13 protein-coding genes and 1 tRNA gene are annotated in these 16,327 nt (G+C 62.2%); 13 read left to right on the forward strand and 1 reads right to left on the reverse strand.

Going from position 1 to position 16,327, the window contains the following annotated elements; all coding sequences use genetic code 11:
* Positions 1 to 59 precede the first annotated feature (59 nt).
* Positions 60 to 1,562: an L-piperidine-6-carboxylate dehydrogenase gene (amaB, locus tag ACE04A_RS14790; RefSeq protein ID WP_448717488.1), complete on the reverse strand. Its 1,503-nt coding sequence runs from the start codon at positions 1,560 to 1,562 to the stop codon at positions 60 to 62.
* Between the two features lie 153 nt (positions 1,563 to 1,715).
* On the opposite strand from amaB, the gene ACE04A_RS14795 reads away from it, so the two are divergent.
* The 13 genes from ACE04A_RS14795 (at position 1,716) to ACE04A_RS14855 (ending at position 16,325) form a co-directional block, all read left to right on the forward strand.
* Positions 1,716 to 2,465: an amino acid ABC transporter ATP-binding protein gene (locus ACE04A_RS14795; RefSeq protein WP_485820252.1), complete on the forward strand. Its 750-nt coding sequence runs from the start codon at positions 1,716 to 1,718 to the stop codon at positions 2,463 to 2,465.
* Positions 2,466 to 2,620: 155 nt separating this feature from the next.
* On the forward strand, positions 2,621 to 3,415 hold the full coding sequence (locus ACE04A_RS14800) for an ABC transporter substrate-binding protein (RefSeq protein WP_279995615.1): 795 nt from the start codon (positions 2,621 to 2,623) through the stop codon (positions 3,413 to 3,415).
* A 33-nt stretch (positions 3,416 to 3,448) separates the two neighbouring features.
* On the forward strand, positions 3,449 to 4,141 hold the full coding sequence (locus tag ACE04A_RS14805) for an amino acid ABC transporter permease (RefSeq protein WP_259245785.1): 693 nt from the start codon (positions 3,449 to 3,451) through the stop codon (positions 4,139 to 4,141).
* 2 nt (positions 4,142 to 4,143) lie between these two features.
* Positions 4,144 to 4,833, forward strand: coding sequence for an amino acid ABC transporter permease (locus ACE04A_RS14810; protein WP_100856850.1), 690 nt, complete (start codon positions 4,144 to 4,146; stop codon positions 4,831 to 4,833).
* 17 nt (positions 4,834 to 4,850) lie between these two features.
* A complete protein-coding gene (locus ACE04A_RS14815; protein WP_448717485.1) occupies positions 4,851 to 6,143 on the forward strand; it encodes an NAD(P)/FAD-dependent oxidoreductase in 1,293 nt (430 codons plus the stop codon).
* Positions 6,144 to 6,156: 13 nt separating this feature from the next.
* Positions 6,157 to 6,741, forward strand: coding sequence for a helix-turn-helix domain-containing protein (locus ACE04A_RS14820; RefSeq protein ID WP_259245787.1), 585 nt, complete (start codon positions 6,157 to 6,159; stop codon positions 6,739 to 6,741).
* A 106-nt stretch (positions 6,742 to 6,847) separates the two neighbouring features.
* Positions 6,848 to 6,924: transfer RNA gene (locus ACE04A_RS14825), tRNA-Arg, on the forward strand.
* A 319-nt stretch (positions 6,925 to 7,243) separates the two neighbouring features.
* Complete coding sequence (locus ACE04A_RS14830; RefSeq protein WP_448717484.1) at positions 7,244 to 7,756, forward strand: sigma-70 family RNA polymerase sigma factor; 513 nt, start codon at positions 7,244 to 7,246, stop codon at positions 7,754 to 7,756.
* Positions 7,749 to 8,753 carry a FecR domain-containing protein gene (locus ACE04A_RS14835; protein WP_448717483.1) on the forward strand — a complete coding sequence of 335 codons (1,005 nt, stop codon included), beginning with the start codon at positions 7,749 to 7,751 and terminating at the stop codon, positions 8,751 to 8,753. The genes ACE04A_RS14830 and ACE04A_RS14835 overlap by 8 nt, the downstream gene beginning before the upstream one ends.
* 118 nt (positions 8,754 to 8,871) lie before the next feature.
* Complete coding sequence (locus ACE04A_RS14840; RefSeq protein WP_448717482.1) at positions 8,872 to 11,352, forward strand: TonB-dependent siderophore receptor; 2,481 nt, start codon at positions 8,872 to 8,874, stop codon at positions 11,350 to 11,352.
* A gap of 255 nt (positions 11,353 to 11,607) precedes the next feature.
* Entirely contained in the window at positions 11,608 to 12,540 is a 933-nt protein-coding gene (locus tag ACE04A_RS14845; protein WP_448717481.1) for a DUF4123 domain-containing protein, read from the forward strand.
* Positions 12,541 to 12,550: 10 nt separating this feature from the next.
* A complete protein-coding gene (locus tag ACE04A_RS14850) occupies positions 12,551 to 15,394 on the forward strand; it encodes a toxin VasX (RefSeq protein ID WP_448717480.1) in 2,844 nt (947 codons plus the stop codon).
* Positions 15,381 to 16,325 carry a DUF6708 domain-containing protein gene (locus ACE04A_RS14855; RefSeq protein ID WP_448717479.1) on the forward strand — a complete coding sequence of 315 codons (945 nt, stop codon included), beginning with the start codon at positions 15,381 to 15,383 and terminating at the stop codon, positions 16,323 to 16,325. Before ACE04A_RS14850 ends, ACE04A_RS14855 begins: the two co-directional genes overlap by 14 nt.
* The last annotated feature ends 2 nt before the right edge of the window (positions 16,326 to 16,327 follow it).

Genomic DNA, 16,327 nt, shown 5'->3' on the forward strand with positions numbered 1-16,327 from the left:
GATTCAACCGGGCGGGGCCTTGCGTTTCAAACCTTGCGATTCAAGGCTTTCCAGTCGGCCTACTCGCCGAACTTGATGCCTTGCGCCAGCGGCAGGTTGCGCGAGTAGTTGATGGTGTTGGTGGCGCGGCGCATGTAATTGCGCCAGGCGTCGGAACCCGATTCGCGGCCGCCGCCCGTCTCCTTTTCGCCACCGAACGCGCCGCCGATCTCGGCGCCCGACGTGCCGATGTTGACGTTGGCAATGCCGCAGTCGGAACCGGACGCTGACAGGAAGGTCTCGGCTTCGCGCAGGTCATTGGTGAAGATGGCCGACGACAGGCCTTGCGGCACGCCGTTCTGCAAGGCCAGCGCGTCGCCGAATTCCTGGTAGCGCATCACGTACAGGATGGGGGCGAAGGTTTCGTGGCAGACCACGTCGGTCTGGCCGGGCATTTCGGCGATGGCCGGGCGCACGTACCAAGCGTTGGGGTATTCATCGGCCAGCACGCGCTCGCCGCCCGTGACCTTGCCGCCTTGCTCGCGCGCAGCCTTGAGCGCGTCTTGCATGGCGTCAAACGATCCCCGGTCGATCAGCGGGCCGACCAGGTTGCCGCTGTCCAGCGGGTTGCCGATGGGGGCGCTGGCGTAGGCCTTGTGCAGGCGTTGCACCAGGGCGTCGGCCACGCTTTCATGCACGATCAGGCGGCGGGTAGTGGTGCAGCGCTGACCGGCCGTGCCGATGGCGCCAAACACGATGCCGCGCGCGGCCATGTCCAGGTCGGCGGTGGGGCCGACGATGATGGCGTTGTTGCCGCCCAGTTCGAGCAGCACGCGGCCAAAGCGTTGCGCCACGCGCGGGCCCACCTGGCGGCCCATGCGGGTGGAGCCGGTGGCCGACACCAGCGCCACCGTATGCGAATCCACCAGCGCTTCGCCCACGTCACGGCCGCCGATCAGCACTTCGGACAAGCCGGCGGGCGCGTCGCCGAAACGCTGCATGGCTTGCGCGAAGAGCGCTTGGCAGGCCAGGGCGGTCAAGGGTGTTTTTTCAGACGGCTTCCACACCACGGCGTTGCCGCAGACGATGGCCAGCGCCGCGTTCCACGACCACACTGCCACCGGGAAATTGAAGGCGCTGATCACGCCGATGACGCCCAGCGGATGCCAGGTTTCCATCATGCGGTGGCCGGGGCGTTCGGACGCGATGGTCAGGCCGTACAACTGGCGCGACAGGCCGACGGCGAAGTCGCAGATGTCGATCATTTCCTGCACTTCGCCTTCGCCTTCGGCCACGATCTTGCCGGCTTCCAGGCTGACCAGGCGGCCCAGCGCGGTCTTGTTCTCGCGCAGGGTTTCGCCCAGCAGGCGGATCAGTTCGCCCCGGCGCGGGGCCGGCACGTCGCGCCAGGCCAGGCTGGCCTGGCGGGCGCGGGTGATGGCCGAATGGGCCTGGGCCACCGTGTGTTCATGCACCTGCGCCAGTTCAGCGCCGTCGATCGGGCTGCGCGCGGTCAGCGTGCCGCCGGTAAGCGCGTCGGGGTTCAGACCGAGCGCGCGCAGGATGTCTTGGGGGGTGTCCATGCCGGTTCCTTGGATTGCCAGCGAAGTCATGGCTTCGCTTAAGGGTTATGCCTAAGTGGCGATTCGGGAAAAAAATTTACTATACGAAACTCCAGCGTGAATTGCGAAACTTTTTTGCTTAACCCGCTTAAGCGCGGTTTTCGAGGTGCATCAGTGGCAGACGCTTTACTGGATGTCCAAGCAGTCACCAAAACGTTCCATCGCGACGGGCAGCCGCCGCATCTGGCGCTGGACGGCGTCGATTGCCAGCTGAACAAGGGCGAAGTCATGGTGGTGGTCGGGCCGTCGGGCTCCGGCAAAAGCACCTTGCTGCGCACGCTGAACGGCCTGGAAACCATTGATAGCGGCACCATCCGTGTGGACGGCGTGTCCTTGACGGACCCGGCCACCGACGTCAACCGCTGGCGCATGAATGTCGGCATGGTGTTCCAGCACTTCAACCTGTTCCAACACCGTACTGCGCTGGACAACGTGGCGCTACCCCAGCGGGTGGTGCGCGGGCGCAGCCGCGCCGACGCCGAACGCTACGCCCGCGACCTGCTGGGCCGCGTGGGCATGGCGGACTTCGGTGAGCGCTATCCCAGCCAGCTGTCGGGCGGCCAGCAGCAGCGCGTGGCCATCGCCCGCGCGCTGGCCATGGACCCCAAGCTGATGCTGTTCGACGAGGCCACATCCGCGCTCGACCCCGAAACCGTGGGCGGCATCCTGGAACTGATGCGGCAACTGGCGCGCGACGGCATGACGATGGCGGTGGTGACCCACGAAATGGGATTCGCGCGCGACGTCGGCGACCGTGCGCTGTTCATGGACGCCGGGCGCATCGTGGAAATCGGTACGCCCGACGAGGTGTTCGTTCATCCCAAGGAGCCGCGCACGCGCGCTTTCCTGGACAAGATTCTGTAGTCAAGGCAGTCCCAAGGCAGTCCCAAGACAGTTCGAAAGCAGTCCGAAAGCAGTCCAAGCACAGGCCGGTCCGGCAACTCCGGGCGCTGCCGGCCATGCGGCAACACCCTATGCCAAGCCCGGAACGACGTCATCCACCACAAGGGAATATCGACATGCTGAAAATCAAACAATGGCTGGGCCTGGCCAGCATCGCCCTCGCCAGCGCCACCGTGGCGCTGCCCGCGCAAGCCGACGAACTTAGCGACATCATCAAGCGCGGCGAACTGCGCGTGGCCGTGCAGACCTCGGGCCCCTTGATGAGCTTCATGGACAAATCCGGCAAGCGCACCGGGCTGGCCGTGGAAGTGGCCAAGCGCATGGCCGACGACCTGGGCGTGAAGCTGGTCCTGCAAGACTATGAATGGAAGGGCCTGCTGCCGGCGCTGTTGTCCGGCAAGGCCGACATGGTGGCCGCCGACATGACGCCCACCCCGCAACGCGCGGCGCAAGTGCTGTTCTCGGCGCCCATGTTCTATGCCGAAACGGTTGCCGTGGTGCAGAAGGACTCGCCCTACAAGTCGTACCAGGAACTGAACAAGGACGGCGTCAACGTCGGCGTGCTGGGCGCCAGCACCTATGCCGAAGCCGGCAAGAAGATGTTGCCCAAGGCCACCATGAAAGAGTTCTCCGGCGGCAGCGCCCCGGTCGGCCAGGCTCTGTCCAGCGGCCGCCTGGACGCCGGCATCATGTCCATGTCCACCGCCAACCAGTTCCTGGTGGACTTCGGCAACCTGCGCGTGCTGGACGGCGTAATGGTGCGCGAGCCGCTGGCGTTTGCCGTGGGCCCCAATGCCTTCCGCCTGAAGTTCTGGCTGGATAACTGGCAAACGCTGAAGACCGCCGACAACACGCTGCCCGAGCAGGTGCAGTACTGGTACTCCACCGACTGGAAGAAAGACCACCAATAAACCGCGCCACACAACCAGGAGACCGGAGCGCCCATGGATTGGCTGATCGACTATTACAACTGGCGCATCGTCAGCCAGTACGCGGGCGAATTCGCCACGGGCCTGGCCAACACGCTGATCGCGGCGGGCGCCAGCCTGGTGCTGTCCGTGTTGCTGGGTGTGCCGCTGGCCTTGCTGCACATGTCGCGCCGTGGCGCCATCTGGCGCCCGGTGGCGGCGTATGTGCAGTTCATCCGGTCCACCCCCTTGCTGGTGCAGATCTACCTGGTTTATTACGCCGTGCCCATGGTGATACCGGGCGCGGGGCGCTGGAGCGAAATGGTGCTGGGCATCATGGCCATGACGCTGCATCACGCCGCCTACATGAGCGAGATCATCCGCGTGGGCATCGAGTCGGTGCCGCGCGGCCAGATCGAAGGCGCCAAGGCTTGCGGCATGAACTATCAGCAGCGGCTGCGCTACGTGGTGCTGCCGCAGGCCTTCGTCAACACGCTGCCGCCGCTGCTGGGGCAGACCGCTGTGCTGATCAAGGACACCTCGCTGCTGTCGTTGATTACCGTATTCGAACTGGTGGCCGCCGGTGTGCAGATGAACAGCGACCGCATCGTGCCCAGCGAAAGTTTCCTGACCATCGCCGCGGGCTACCTGCTGATCTACGGCGTCATGCTGATGTTGTCGCGAGGCGTCAGCCTCTGGTTGGCCGGCCCGGCCTGGAACGCGAGGTAAGCATGCTGGATTCCTATCTTTCCACCGCCGGCGTCGTGCTGCCCTTCCTGCTGAAGGGCTTCTGGGAAACGCTGAAGATCTCGTTCGTGGCCATCATCGCCGGGTCGCTGCTGGGCTTTGTGATAGGTGTGATACGCAGCTACCACATCCGTGGTATCCACCAATTGCTGGGCCTGTACATCCACATCCTGCGCGGCACGCCGTTCCTGGTGCAGCTTTATATCTTCTACTTTGTGCTGCCCAGCACCGGCATCGCGCTGCTGCATTGGGATTCCGCCACCGCCGCCTTCGTGTCGCTGTCGGTGTACACGTCTTGCTATGTGGCGGAAATCGTCATGGGCGCCATCCAGTCCGTGCCGCGCGGCCAGACCGAAGGCGCCATGACACTCGGCCTGCGTCCCTTGCAGATCCTGCGGCTGGTGGTGCTGCCGCAAGCCATGCGCCTGATCGTGCAACCCATGAGCGGCGTCTACGTCATGCTGATCAAAAGCACCGCCATTCTGTCGGTGGTCGGCATTACCGAACTGACGCGCCAGGGCGAGGTATTCATCATCACCTTTCCGGCGAAATCGCTGTTCATCTACGGCATGATCGCCGCCATCTACTTCATCTACTGCTACCCGTTGCTGCGCCTGGCCAACTGGCTGGAAAAGCGCCTGACGGGCGGCCTGCAAGGCGCAAGCCTGCACTGACACGGACCCCCACCGGCATGGCCTCCGAGTACATCGACACCTATTACAAGCGCACGCTGTCCGACGCGGACACGCGCTATGCGCCGTTGGCCGGCGTGGCCAGCACCGACGTCTGCGTGGTGGGCGGCGGCTTGGCCGGCTTGTCGACCGCGCTGGAACTCGCCCGGCGCGGCCGCAGCGTCACCTTGTTGGAAGGGCGGCGCATCGCCTGGGGCGCATCGGGGCGCAACGGCGGCTCGGTGTCGCCCGCGTTCTCGGCCGGCGCCGACGCCATCAAGCGCCATGTGGACGAAGACCACTACCGCCAGCTTTACCGGCTGTCGATGGAAGGCGTGGAGATCATCCGCGACAACATCCGCACCCTAGCCATCACCGACGCGCACAAGGTCGACGGCCGGCTGCGCGTGGTGCGCTACGAAGCCACCGACGCGCTCAACCAGTGGTGCGACGCCCAGCGCCGCGACTTTGGCCGCGATGTGCGCTTCCTGACGCGCAGCCAGGTCCGCGAACGGCTGGTGTCCGACGTCTATCACCAAGGTGTCGAAGACCCGGCCTCGTTTCACTTTCATCCCCTGAACTACGCGCGCGCGATGGCCCGCGAATGCGTGCGCCTGGGCGTGCGCATTCATGAAGATTCCCCCGTCACCGGCGTCACGCTAACCGGCGCCGTCAAGCACCTGAAGACGGCGCACGGCCAGATCGACGCGCGCACCGTGGTGCTGGCCACCGGCGGCTATACCGGCGACGTGGTGCCCGCGCTGCGCCGGGCCATGTTGCCCATCGCCACCTACATCATGTTGACCGAACCGCTGGGCGATCGCGTGCTTGAAGCCATCCGCAGCACCGCCGCCATTGGCGACGACCGCCGCGCCGGCAACTATTACCGCGTGCTGGATGGCGGCCGCATCGGCTGGGGCAGTAGAATCACCACCCGTGTCGACGACCCACCCGATCTGGCCGAGTCCCTGCGCCGCGAATTGCTGTCCGTTTACCCGCAATTGCAGGGGCTGCGCGTGGAAACCGCCTGGTCGGGCCGCATGGCCTACGCCCGGCACTTGATGCCGCAGATCGGCCAGTTGGCGCCAGACGTCTGGTATTGCACGGCGTTCGGCGGGCACGGCATGAACACCACGTCTATCGGCGGGCGCGTTGTGGCCGAAGGGATCACCGGCGACACGCAGCGCTACAAGCTGTTCGAACCCTTTGGGCTGGCGTGGAACGGCGGCGGGCTGGGCACGGCGGCGGTTCAACTGACTTATTGGTCTTACCAGGCGCGCGACTGGTGGCGGGAGCGCACCACGCGGGCATGACAAGGTACACAGGATGCACGGCAACAAACAAAGCGCATTGGCGCAACGGCTGCGGGCCCTGCGCCAAGCGCGCAATTGGACCCTGAAGCAGGCGGCGGCAGCCACCGGCGTTGCCGCGTCCACGCTGTCGAAAATCGAAAACAGCCTGCTGTCGCCCACCTACGACAACCTGATCAAGATCGCCGCGGGCCTGGACCTGGACGTGGCCGAACTTTTTTCCGCGTCTGACGCCCACATGGGCACCGGCCGCCGCAGCCTCAGCCGCGAAGGCGAAGGCCGCCAATACGAAACCCCGTACTACGACCACCGCCTGCTGTGCACCGCGCTGTCGCACAAGCGCATGATGCCGTTTCACACCCGCGTCAAGGCGCGCTCGTTCGACGAATTCCAGGACTGGAGCCGCCACCGCGGCGAAGAATTCGTCTACGTGCTGGAAGGGGAGGTGATGCTGTACACCGAGTTCTACGAACCGGCGCGTTTGAAGGCGGGCGAGAGCTTCTATATAGACAGCCGCATGGGTCACCGGGTGATCAGCCTGAGCGAGGCGGATGCGATGGTGCTGTGGGTGTCCACGCACGCGGATATCGAGGACGAGTAGGGGGGCGTGGGGGCTTAGAGGCCGCTGCGGTGGGCCGCGTCCCAAGTTTTTCCGCAACAAGGTAAAATGCGGCGCCCGGACATCTTCCGGGTCATCAAAAGACTGCGCGGCAGTAGCTCAGCTGGATAGAGCACGGGCCTTCTAAGCCCGGGGTCGGGGGTTCGAGCCCCTCCTGCCGCGCCAGAATCTTTAGGGAATACAGGGCTTTAGACTAAGTCCACCCTCCGAAGTCCACCCCCCGAAGTCCACCCTCCGAAGTCCACCCACCGAGTCCATCCACTTGCGGCCCAGAAGCCACATCGCGCCGTTGCATTGGTCGATGTATTCGCTGAAGGCGCCGTCCACCATGCCGTCCGCGTTTACACCGAAGAGCTTGTCTTCGGTTGTGATGAACCCTGCCTTTTCGACAAACAGCTTGGTCCGTGCTTCGTAGGCGGCGCGGGCGTACGCACTGTGTCTATAATGCGAATCGTTATTGTTCTACTTTCGTGCGGGCGCAGCCGTGTCTTCCTCATCCGATGTTATGAAAGGCCAGGCGGTCGAGGACCTTTATCGCGTCCATCACCGCTGGCTGGTGACACTACTGCGGCGCAAGACGGGTAACGTCGATCAGGCGGCCGACTTGGCGCACGACACCTTCGAACGGGTCTTGCGTGACGATATCCGCGCCATCATCGCGGCGCCGCGTGCCTGCCTGACCAACATCGCACGCACGCTGACCATCGGCCATTTCCGCCGGGCGGCCGTCGAGGCGGCCTATTGCGAGGTGCTGGCGCGCCAGCCCGTCGACATGGCCCCTTCGCCGGAAGAGCAGGCGCTGGTGGTCGAGGCGGTGACGGCGGTGTGCACCGTGTTGGATGGCTTGTCGGTGCACGTGCACCGGGTGTTCATGCTGGCGCAGGTGCAAGGCCTGTCGCAGCCCGAGATCGCCCGCGAACTGGGCATTTCCACCAACGCCGTACAGAAAGCCTTGTCCAAGGCCTTGCAGCATTGCTATCTGGCGATCTATGGCTGACGCCGCGATGCTGAGCAAGCGTGCCCCGGACGGCCTGCCGGTCGATCGCAAGCGCCTGGCGCAGGCGGCCGACTGGATGGCGCGGCTGCAAGGCGAGCCCAGCGACGCGACGGTGGCCGCCTGTCTGCGCTGGCGTCAGGCGCATCCCGACAACGAAACCATCTGGCAGCGGATGTGCGCCATGCGCGGCGATCTTGCAGCGCGCTGTGCCGTGGCGCCGCCGGCGGTCGCGGTCGAATTGATCGAGCGGGCCGCGATGCGCCGCGCGCGCCGCGACGCGCTCAAGTGGATGGTGACGGGCGGTGCCGTGGCCGGGCTGGCATGGACCGCCGAACCGTGGGAGCGCTGGCCCGTCCTGCTGGCGGATCAGCGCACGGGCACGGGCGAGCTGCGCACCCTGACGTTGGATGACGGCACGCGCATCGTCATGGGGCCGGGCACCGCGCTGGACCTGCGCCTGGACCAGCGGCCTCGCTCCCTGGTGCTGCGTTCGGGTGAAATCTTGATCACCAGCGCCAGTTCCAACGACTTGGGCCCGCTGTCGGTGATGACGCGCGACGGCGTGCTGACGCCGGTGGGTACGCGCTATTCCGTGCGCGACAACGGGGCTGACCGAGGCTATGAGATCGCCGTTTTTGAAGGGGCGGTTGATATCGTCGCGCGCACCGATGGGCGGGTGACACGGGTGCTGGCAGGCCAGCATACGGCGCTGCAAGCCTTGGGCACTGGTCCGGTGCTGCCGGTGGCGCCGGGCGCGGACGCCTGGACGCATGGCATGTTGTTGGCCGACCGGATGCCGTTGGGCGACTTCGTGGTGCAACTGGCCCGCTACCGGACGGGCGTGCTGCGTTGTGATCCCGCCATCGCGCGGCTGGAAGTGGTGGGCACGTATCCGTTGGCGGACACCGACAGCATTCTGACGATGCTGCCCCGGGTGTTGCCGGTGCGGGTGCATTACCGCACGCGATATTGGGTGACCCTGAGCGCCGCCCACTGAGGGCGCGGTGAAGTTGTTACAGGAAAGGCGGAAATTCAGCGTTCGAGCGCAAGAGATAGAGAACGGCGCCAACACACCGGCGTATCTGTTTTCCATCCCAGTCTAGGAACCCTGAGTCATGGCCTTTCCCCGAGCCGCCCGCCACACCCTTCTTGCGTCGGTATTGCTTGGCGCAATTCTTCCTCATCTGCCGTCTTCTGCCTGGGCGCAGGCGGCAGCCGACGATCAGCGTCGCGCCTATCGCATTGACGCGGGTGGCTTGAACGCCGCCTTGTTGAGCTTTGGCGCTCAGGCCGGGGTGTTGATCGCAAGCGATCCCGCCGTCACGTCGGGTTTGCAGAGTCCGGGCGTGGACGGGGTGATGAGCGTCAGGGAAGGGCTGGTGGCGCTGCTGCGCGGCACGGGTCTGGAGGCGCTGCCCGAGCGTGACGGGTATCGCCTGGTTCGCGTGCCACCGCCCGGCGTGACTCAGCTTGAGCCCGTCACCGTGCTGGGCCGCGTGGGCGTGACCGAAAACACGGGTTCTTTCACCGCCAGTTCGGCCACGGTAGGTGGCAAGACGGCGCAAGCGCTGCGCGAGGTGCCGCAAAGCGTGTCGGTGATCACCCGGCAAGAAATCGAAGACCGGCGTCTGGTCAGCCTGAACGACGTGATGAGCGCCACCCCGGGCATCTCGATGTTCCAGGGGGCGATGCTCAGCAGCAACTACCTGTCGCGCGGATTCGCAATCGGCAATATGCGCGTGGATGGTGGGGCGTCGATGTACCGCTCGTTCGGTGCGGACGATGACATGGCGTTCTATGACCACGTCGAAGTGCTGCGCGGTGCTGACGGCCTGTTTGGCGGCGCCAACGAAGCGGGCGGCACGATCAACCTGGTACGCAAGAAACCCACCCCGGAATTGCAGGTTATCGCGCAGGCCGAGGTAGGCAGTTGGGCCTATAAGCGTACGGATCTGGACGTGAGTGGCCCGCTGACGGAAAACGGCAAGTTGCGTGGGCGCGGCGTGCTGGCCTATGAAGACAAGAACTTCTTCTACGATGTGGCGCACAGCCGCCGCACGCTGGGCTACGGGATTCTTGAAGCGGATCTGTCCAGCACCACCACGGCCTTTGTCGGGGCCTCTTATCAAAAGCGGGATTCGTCCTATCAGGGCTACGGTTTGCCGCGCTATGCCACCGGCGAGGACCTGAAGCTTCCCCGCAATACCTACCTTAGCGGCGCCGACGATCAGGCGACCCGGACCATCGTCAATCTGTTCGGGCATGTGACGCAGCAGCTTGGAGGAGATTGGAGCGCCAACCTGGACATCAACCATGAAAACTCGCACCAGGACCGCTTCGATCACTATTTCTCCGGCGCGATCGACCCCTTGACGGGCAGCGGGTTGTTCGACACCGCCAGCGACCAGAACGAGCACTTCAAGAACACGTCCATCGACTTGTCCGCCAATGGTTCGTTTGGTCTGTGGGGCCGCCGCCACCAGGTGGTGGTGGGCGCCAGTTGGGAACGTTTCCGGCCCAGCACTTATGGTTCCAAACCGGCCAGCCGCGGCCAGGCGGTGCCCAACATCTTCGAGTTCGACCCTGACGATTACCCGCGCGACACGGACTTCACGCCGATGTGGAATCAGACCACCGACACGCGGCAGGCCGGCGTGTACGGGTCGCTGAACATGCATCTGGCGGATCCGCTGCATGTCATTGTGGGCGGCCGCCTGAGCCGGTACGACTACACATTCACGAACCAGACCTTGAATGCCGCAAGAGAGGTCACTGCAACCTCGGTGACCCAGTACCAGGACGACAATGTCTTTACGCCCTATCTGGCCGCGACGGTTGACCTGAACGACACCTGGACCACCTACGCTAGCGTGGCCGAAACCTTCAAATCGCAAGCCAACAGCCTGCAAGGCCCAGCGCCCGGTAACCCGCTGGACCCGGTAACCGGCCGCAACTACGAGATCGGCCTGAAGGGCGAGCATCTGGACGGCAAGCTGCACAGCGCGTTCGCCATTTATCAGATCGAGCGCAAGAATGCCGCCGTGCGCGATACGGCCTATCCGTCCAGCAGGGCGGGCAACGGCGCGACTTGCTGCTTCCTGCCCAACGGGAACATCGTCAGCAAGGGCTTCGACGCGGAACTGAGCGGGGAAGTAGCGCCGGGCGTGCAACTGACAGCCAGCTACAACTACAACCAGAATCGCGACCGCAATGCGTCGGGCGGCAGCTATCAGCCCCTGACGCCCAAGCACATGGCCAAGATCTTTGCGACCTACCAGTTGCCGGGCGAACTGCATCGCTGGAAAGTGGGCGGCGGCGTCAGCATCCAAAGCACCACCTATGTGAGCGGCAGCGCGTACTTGCGTAATGCCGACGGCAGCCTCAGCAAGCAAAGCACGCCTTACAAGTTCACGCAGCCCGGCTACGCGATCTGGAATGCGTTTGCTCAATACCAGATCAGCGACAACTGGTCGGCGCAGGTCAACGTGAACAATCTGTTCGACAAGACCTACTACAGCACGGTCGGTTACCTGGACTACGGCAACTTCTACGGGACACCGCGCAGCGCCGCATTGACCTTGCGCGGCCGCTTCTAAGCCGTTGTCCGGCTGGCTCCTGACCAGGTTCGCCTAAGAGAACAGGACATATCCCATACATTTCTAAGATTGTTCTCATTTACCTGCTCAGGAGCTTGCTTCTAAAAGTGGTTACCACCACTTGACGCCTGAGACGGCCACCAAGGTCCGTCCTCGGCGGGAGCACGCCATGACTTCTTCATCCCACTTCCAGCCCTTCACCACCCAGCAGATATTCGAAGCAACGCTCAGCGTTCCAGGCCATACGGAAACGGCATGAAGTACACCACGTCCGATCAATCCAAGGGGTCGCGTCAAGTGGTGAACACTCTGCCTCTCATGGACTGGGCCACGCTGCAACAGGGCGCACGGCCTTGGCTTTGGCTGACCGGCGCACACAGCGAAACACTTGAACAAGACCTGCTGAAGTTAACCAAGCGTTTTGACTATCGTTGGGTGTGGCGCGACACCCCCTGGGAATACGCTTCTCCAGGCTATCGCGACGGGCCTTTGCTGGTACCGCTGGACGAGCCGCTCTTTACCTTCGCGCTCGACCACTGGCTTGGCCGGCAGGCGGGCTTGATCCTGCTAGGCCCTGACGACGAAGCCATGCTCGTGGCTCACCTCCAGCACCTGCACCAACTGCTGGGATCTGATGGTTTTCCGATCGCTTTCAGCCTCCATGCCGCGCGCGCCCTTGAAGAACTCTGTGAAGGCTTGCCGGCGGATCGTCTATCTCAGCTTTTCGGCCCTATTCAGCGCTTTGTCTGGCATGCAGGTGATGTGTTGTCGGGCGAGTGGCTGTGTGCCGATGCTCCGGAAGCCGCTCTTACTTCGTGGATAACGGAAAGCCCCATCGCTTTGACAGCGAACGATGAGGCCGCGCTTGGCCAAGCCAGCCTCGCGTGGTTCATGCGCGACTGTGCACGCGACGTTCGTCAACGTTTTCCGGCGTACGGCCGCCCAGAAAATGAATCCGTGCTCTGGCGGCATCTAAATCTCTTCACCAGTGAGGCTACCGATCAACTGGGGCTAGTCACGGAACGCGACGTTCGCCACTACCTGGAGCTGCGCTTTCGCTATGCACAGGAGAGCTTTACCAAGGACGTCGCGTTGCGCGACATCTTGGTCAACCGACACGTGCAGGGGAAACAGCGCTTGACTGACGCCGAAGCGCGGCTGGCGGCTACTGCTTCCACGATGTCGTGAGGGAAGATGCATGACGACGACTTACAAAATAGCGCTAGGCCCGGACCGCCCCAATGAAAAACAGCTGGGTAAAGCTATCTCGGCACCACCGTGTCATCGGTGCATTCCTGTCTACCCATTACGCTACGGCATCGCGGATAGTGCGCTAGATAAAGACGTATTCCCCACCCTTGATATCAAGGGCTATCCCGCGCTCGCATCAGGCAAGGCCTACGGCCTGCGCGTGCTGCGTCCAGGCACCTACGTCTACCTTTGCTATTTCGAGAATGGCCGCATGTGGACGCAGCACTATCAAGTTACCGAGGACATACGATTTGCTCGTATCTGGTGGAGCCGTGCCGATGAAACCGACGCTACCCCAGGTCGGCATGCTCGCCCCGACACCGTGGGCGCCAAGTCCTTCCTATCAGCCCCAGACAGCAAAACCGCAGAAAGCGTCTATCTGATGGTGAGTGAAACGTTGCTGACGCATCGCACTCTTTGGGATATCGAAACGAACAAGGACGGGCTGCGGGATGCGCTGGCCGTCAAGGTCCAGCCTGGTGGGGGGGCTACGCAGAAGCATGCCTTCAATGCCGCGTTGCTTGGCAATGCCGCCCCTGAGCTCGTTGCACCTGCCGTGTACGGCACTCCCATGCATTACGGCTGGAGCGAGATTCGGTTCTCAGCCACGGCACCTAACCACAACAACATACTGGGCAATATGTATATCGAACTGCGCCCACGTATGGACGTCACTCCGCTGGCAGTGGCATTGCCAGATCCCATCGGCATCGCAAGCGAACTTCACTACCTGGTCACCGATGCTGTTGCGACCAAGACAAAATACGCAGGTCGGAATGCACATAAGTTGCAGAGCGGAACCCTCATCGCCAACTATTTCGAAGCGATGACGAAGCAAACGGCCAGTTCCCCTGAACTGGCCAAGATCCTGGCCAAGCAGCGTGGTCTTGTGAACTATGCCGGGGCAATCTCGTTTCCCGATACCTACTCCAAGAAGATCAAAGAGTTTGAGAAAGCCATTGCCACGGCGGTGAACGATTCCATCGCCTGGGTGCGGCTCATCGACCAAGAGAAGCTGTTGGGCAAAGCACTGAGGTGCTTTGATCTTCGCGTGATCCACAACGCACGCGACTATGAGAATGCAGTCTTCCAGTGCATTGGCGGCTTGGTTCATACCAAGGACGGGGCGCAAGTCCTAGGCGACTTGATCGCCAAGCCCGCAGACAAGAGCCCCTATTGGCTCGCACTCGCCAATGGCAGCGAAATCCTGCTGGCCCGGTTGCAGTCCAGTACGGGTTATATCGCCAAGAACATGTTCGAAGTCATGGACAAGTTTATGGAAGAGCATGTCATCACTCCCGCCACCAATGCGCTAATTGGATTGCTGCAGGTGCTACCGCAAGCCAAACAAGCGGACGTACTGGCACGACGTCTGCGACACGTGATGGAGATCCGAGCCAACGCAACCATCGTTGTATACGACGTAAGTTTGGCGGATTTGCAGCGCGCCGCCTATGAATTCCAGGGCTATCAAACGCTAGGTGGCGAGCGCTCGCAGGGCTGGAAAATTCCGTCTCCGAAAGTCAATCAAGCTGACATAGTGACGCGTGTTTTGGTGTACGACTGGGTCAAGGTTGCTGAAACCACATACCGAGAGCTTGATGAGGCGCCGGCTGATCGGGCTGCATTGCCTGCGCCTCGGGCTATACACATGGAAGGTAATCTTTTCATCAATATGCTGGATCGACTGCGAGGGCCGGGTGGACATTTCTTCACTGGACTAGGCGGCTTTCTAGCATTGAAGGGGCTGAGCAATGCCTGGACAGATTTCAAGAAACTTAAAAAATCTGCTGCCAGTGTTGGCAGTGTAGTCGGGGCTATCAGTGCCGTAGTCGGGGCTGGTATAGAAATTGGATCAACCGCTATTGCAATTGGCGCAGGGGGGCGCGGGAATACGGCCTTGGCGACAAGCATGAGAATCCATGCTGCAAAATGGGGGGTTGCCGTCTTCGGAGCCGTAGGGGCTGGACTCGCAGCCATTGCAGACTCAATAAGAGCAATTAGCGCATTTAGTGACAGCAATCCGCAACAAGGAGGAATGCTGCTTGGCGCCGCCCTCGCTGGCGGCGCGCTGGCGGTCGCGACCTGGGCTGGCGGTTCGGCCGTAGCAGCAACCATTTCTGGGGGAGGGGCAGCCGTTGCGGTGCTTGGGCTCACTCCGTTGGGCTGGGCAGTTGTTGCAGGTGTCGCCGTCGTACTTGTCATTGGATTCGCGTTCGGCGCAGATATGGCCAAACACGGTCCCGTGGAAATATGGCTCAAACATAGCGCTTGGGGAGTGGACAGTCGTCACTACACCAATCGCGAGGAGTTGGATGCCGTTCATAGTTTGTACTATCGCCCCAGGCTGACTCCTGAATGGGATCAATCCTTTGGGTATTCGGTGGGAACCCTTCGCATCAGTTGCCAGTTGCCCGGCATCAACGACATGCCTGGAGATAGATTTCAAACCAAGCTGACCTTAACCCTCCGGGGCAACAAGCTTACGCAAGTCAACGGGCCTATTGCGTATGCCACGGGCACCAGCCCCATCGACTATCGACTTGAATGCTTGGTCACTCCGTTAGGCGGCATCGGCAGAGAATGTGGCTGGGCGATTCAAATGCATGAGGACACCGAAGTGGCACTGGAGTATCTGTACTTTCCTGACCCTGAACAACAACCTGGGTTGGCATTGCTTCAACCCCACGCGCCGACGCCATTGGTGTTCACATCAAGTGGCTGGTTCACGAATCCGATTGATTCAGCCAAGCTAGAACCCGTTGGAGCACCAAATAATGTCCGCGACTAAACGTCTACCAAACAACCTGCGCTTTGGTGGAACGCCTCTGTATCGAAATCGGCCCACGGGAGAACCCCCTCAACCCGATGGGGTGCGACGTGTCAACGACCGATGTGTCGAACTTGAAACTTATGCAAACTTCACGCAAAGCGGAACAGCAAGTTTTATCGGTATGTCCGTCATTGTGACCATCGCTGGATTGACAGCTTGCGTGTTCGGCCTTGGGCCAGAAAACGTTGACGTTGAGTTCATATTAATTTTGGTCGCCTGGTCTCCAGCTGCAACAGGTATTGCGTTCATTTTTTACCTAGCCAGCGGTGCTCATCGGAGTCGTGGCGCCTTTATTCGCATTCACCGAGGCACCCGCAAACTCTACTTCATCTATCCGCGCCAGAAGCGTCTGCACATACTTGACTGGGATCAACTGGAAGCTCTGGCAGGGTACATTCCCATTGTGTCTGCAAGTGGCTATGCCAGCCGGCACCCGCTGTACCTTTTTGGCGTGGACTACAGCATGGACCCGCCGACCGAGATCTGTGCGGCATGCGGCAATCTCGGCTTGTTTGACGGCGACCGTTCGGCCAAGGCCCTCTGGTCCTATTTGCAAGTTTTCATGGAACGTGGTCCGGACACCCTGCCCAAGCCTGCACCGCTGCCACCACGACAGAGCCGTTGGCAAGAGACGAAACAACCCTATCGAGACTGGTATGCCGGTCTGCGTCGTACGCTGGCGAAGCCCTACGGCATGTTCAAGGCCCCCTTGACCATTCCGCTCTTGTTAGGTTGGCTGCTTATCAATGCATTCCCCGATAGCGTCGAGGCCTTCATCCAGTACAACGTGCCGTACGCACAGTTTCCAAAGGAGATCGACAAGTTGTGCGGCTTTGACGAGAAGCGCAGGCCAGTGATTCGTGTGAACGGGGAGCGCATTGAGCCATGAAG

The sequence above is a fragment of the Achromobacter colocynthidis genome (assembly GCF_057334535.1).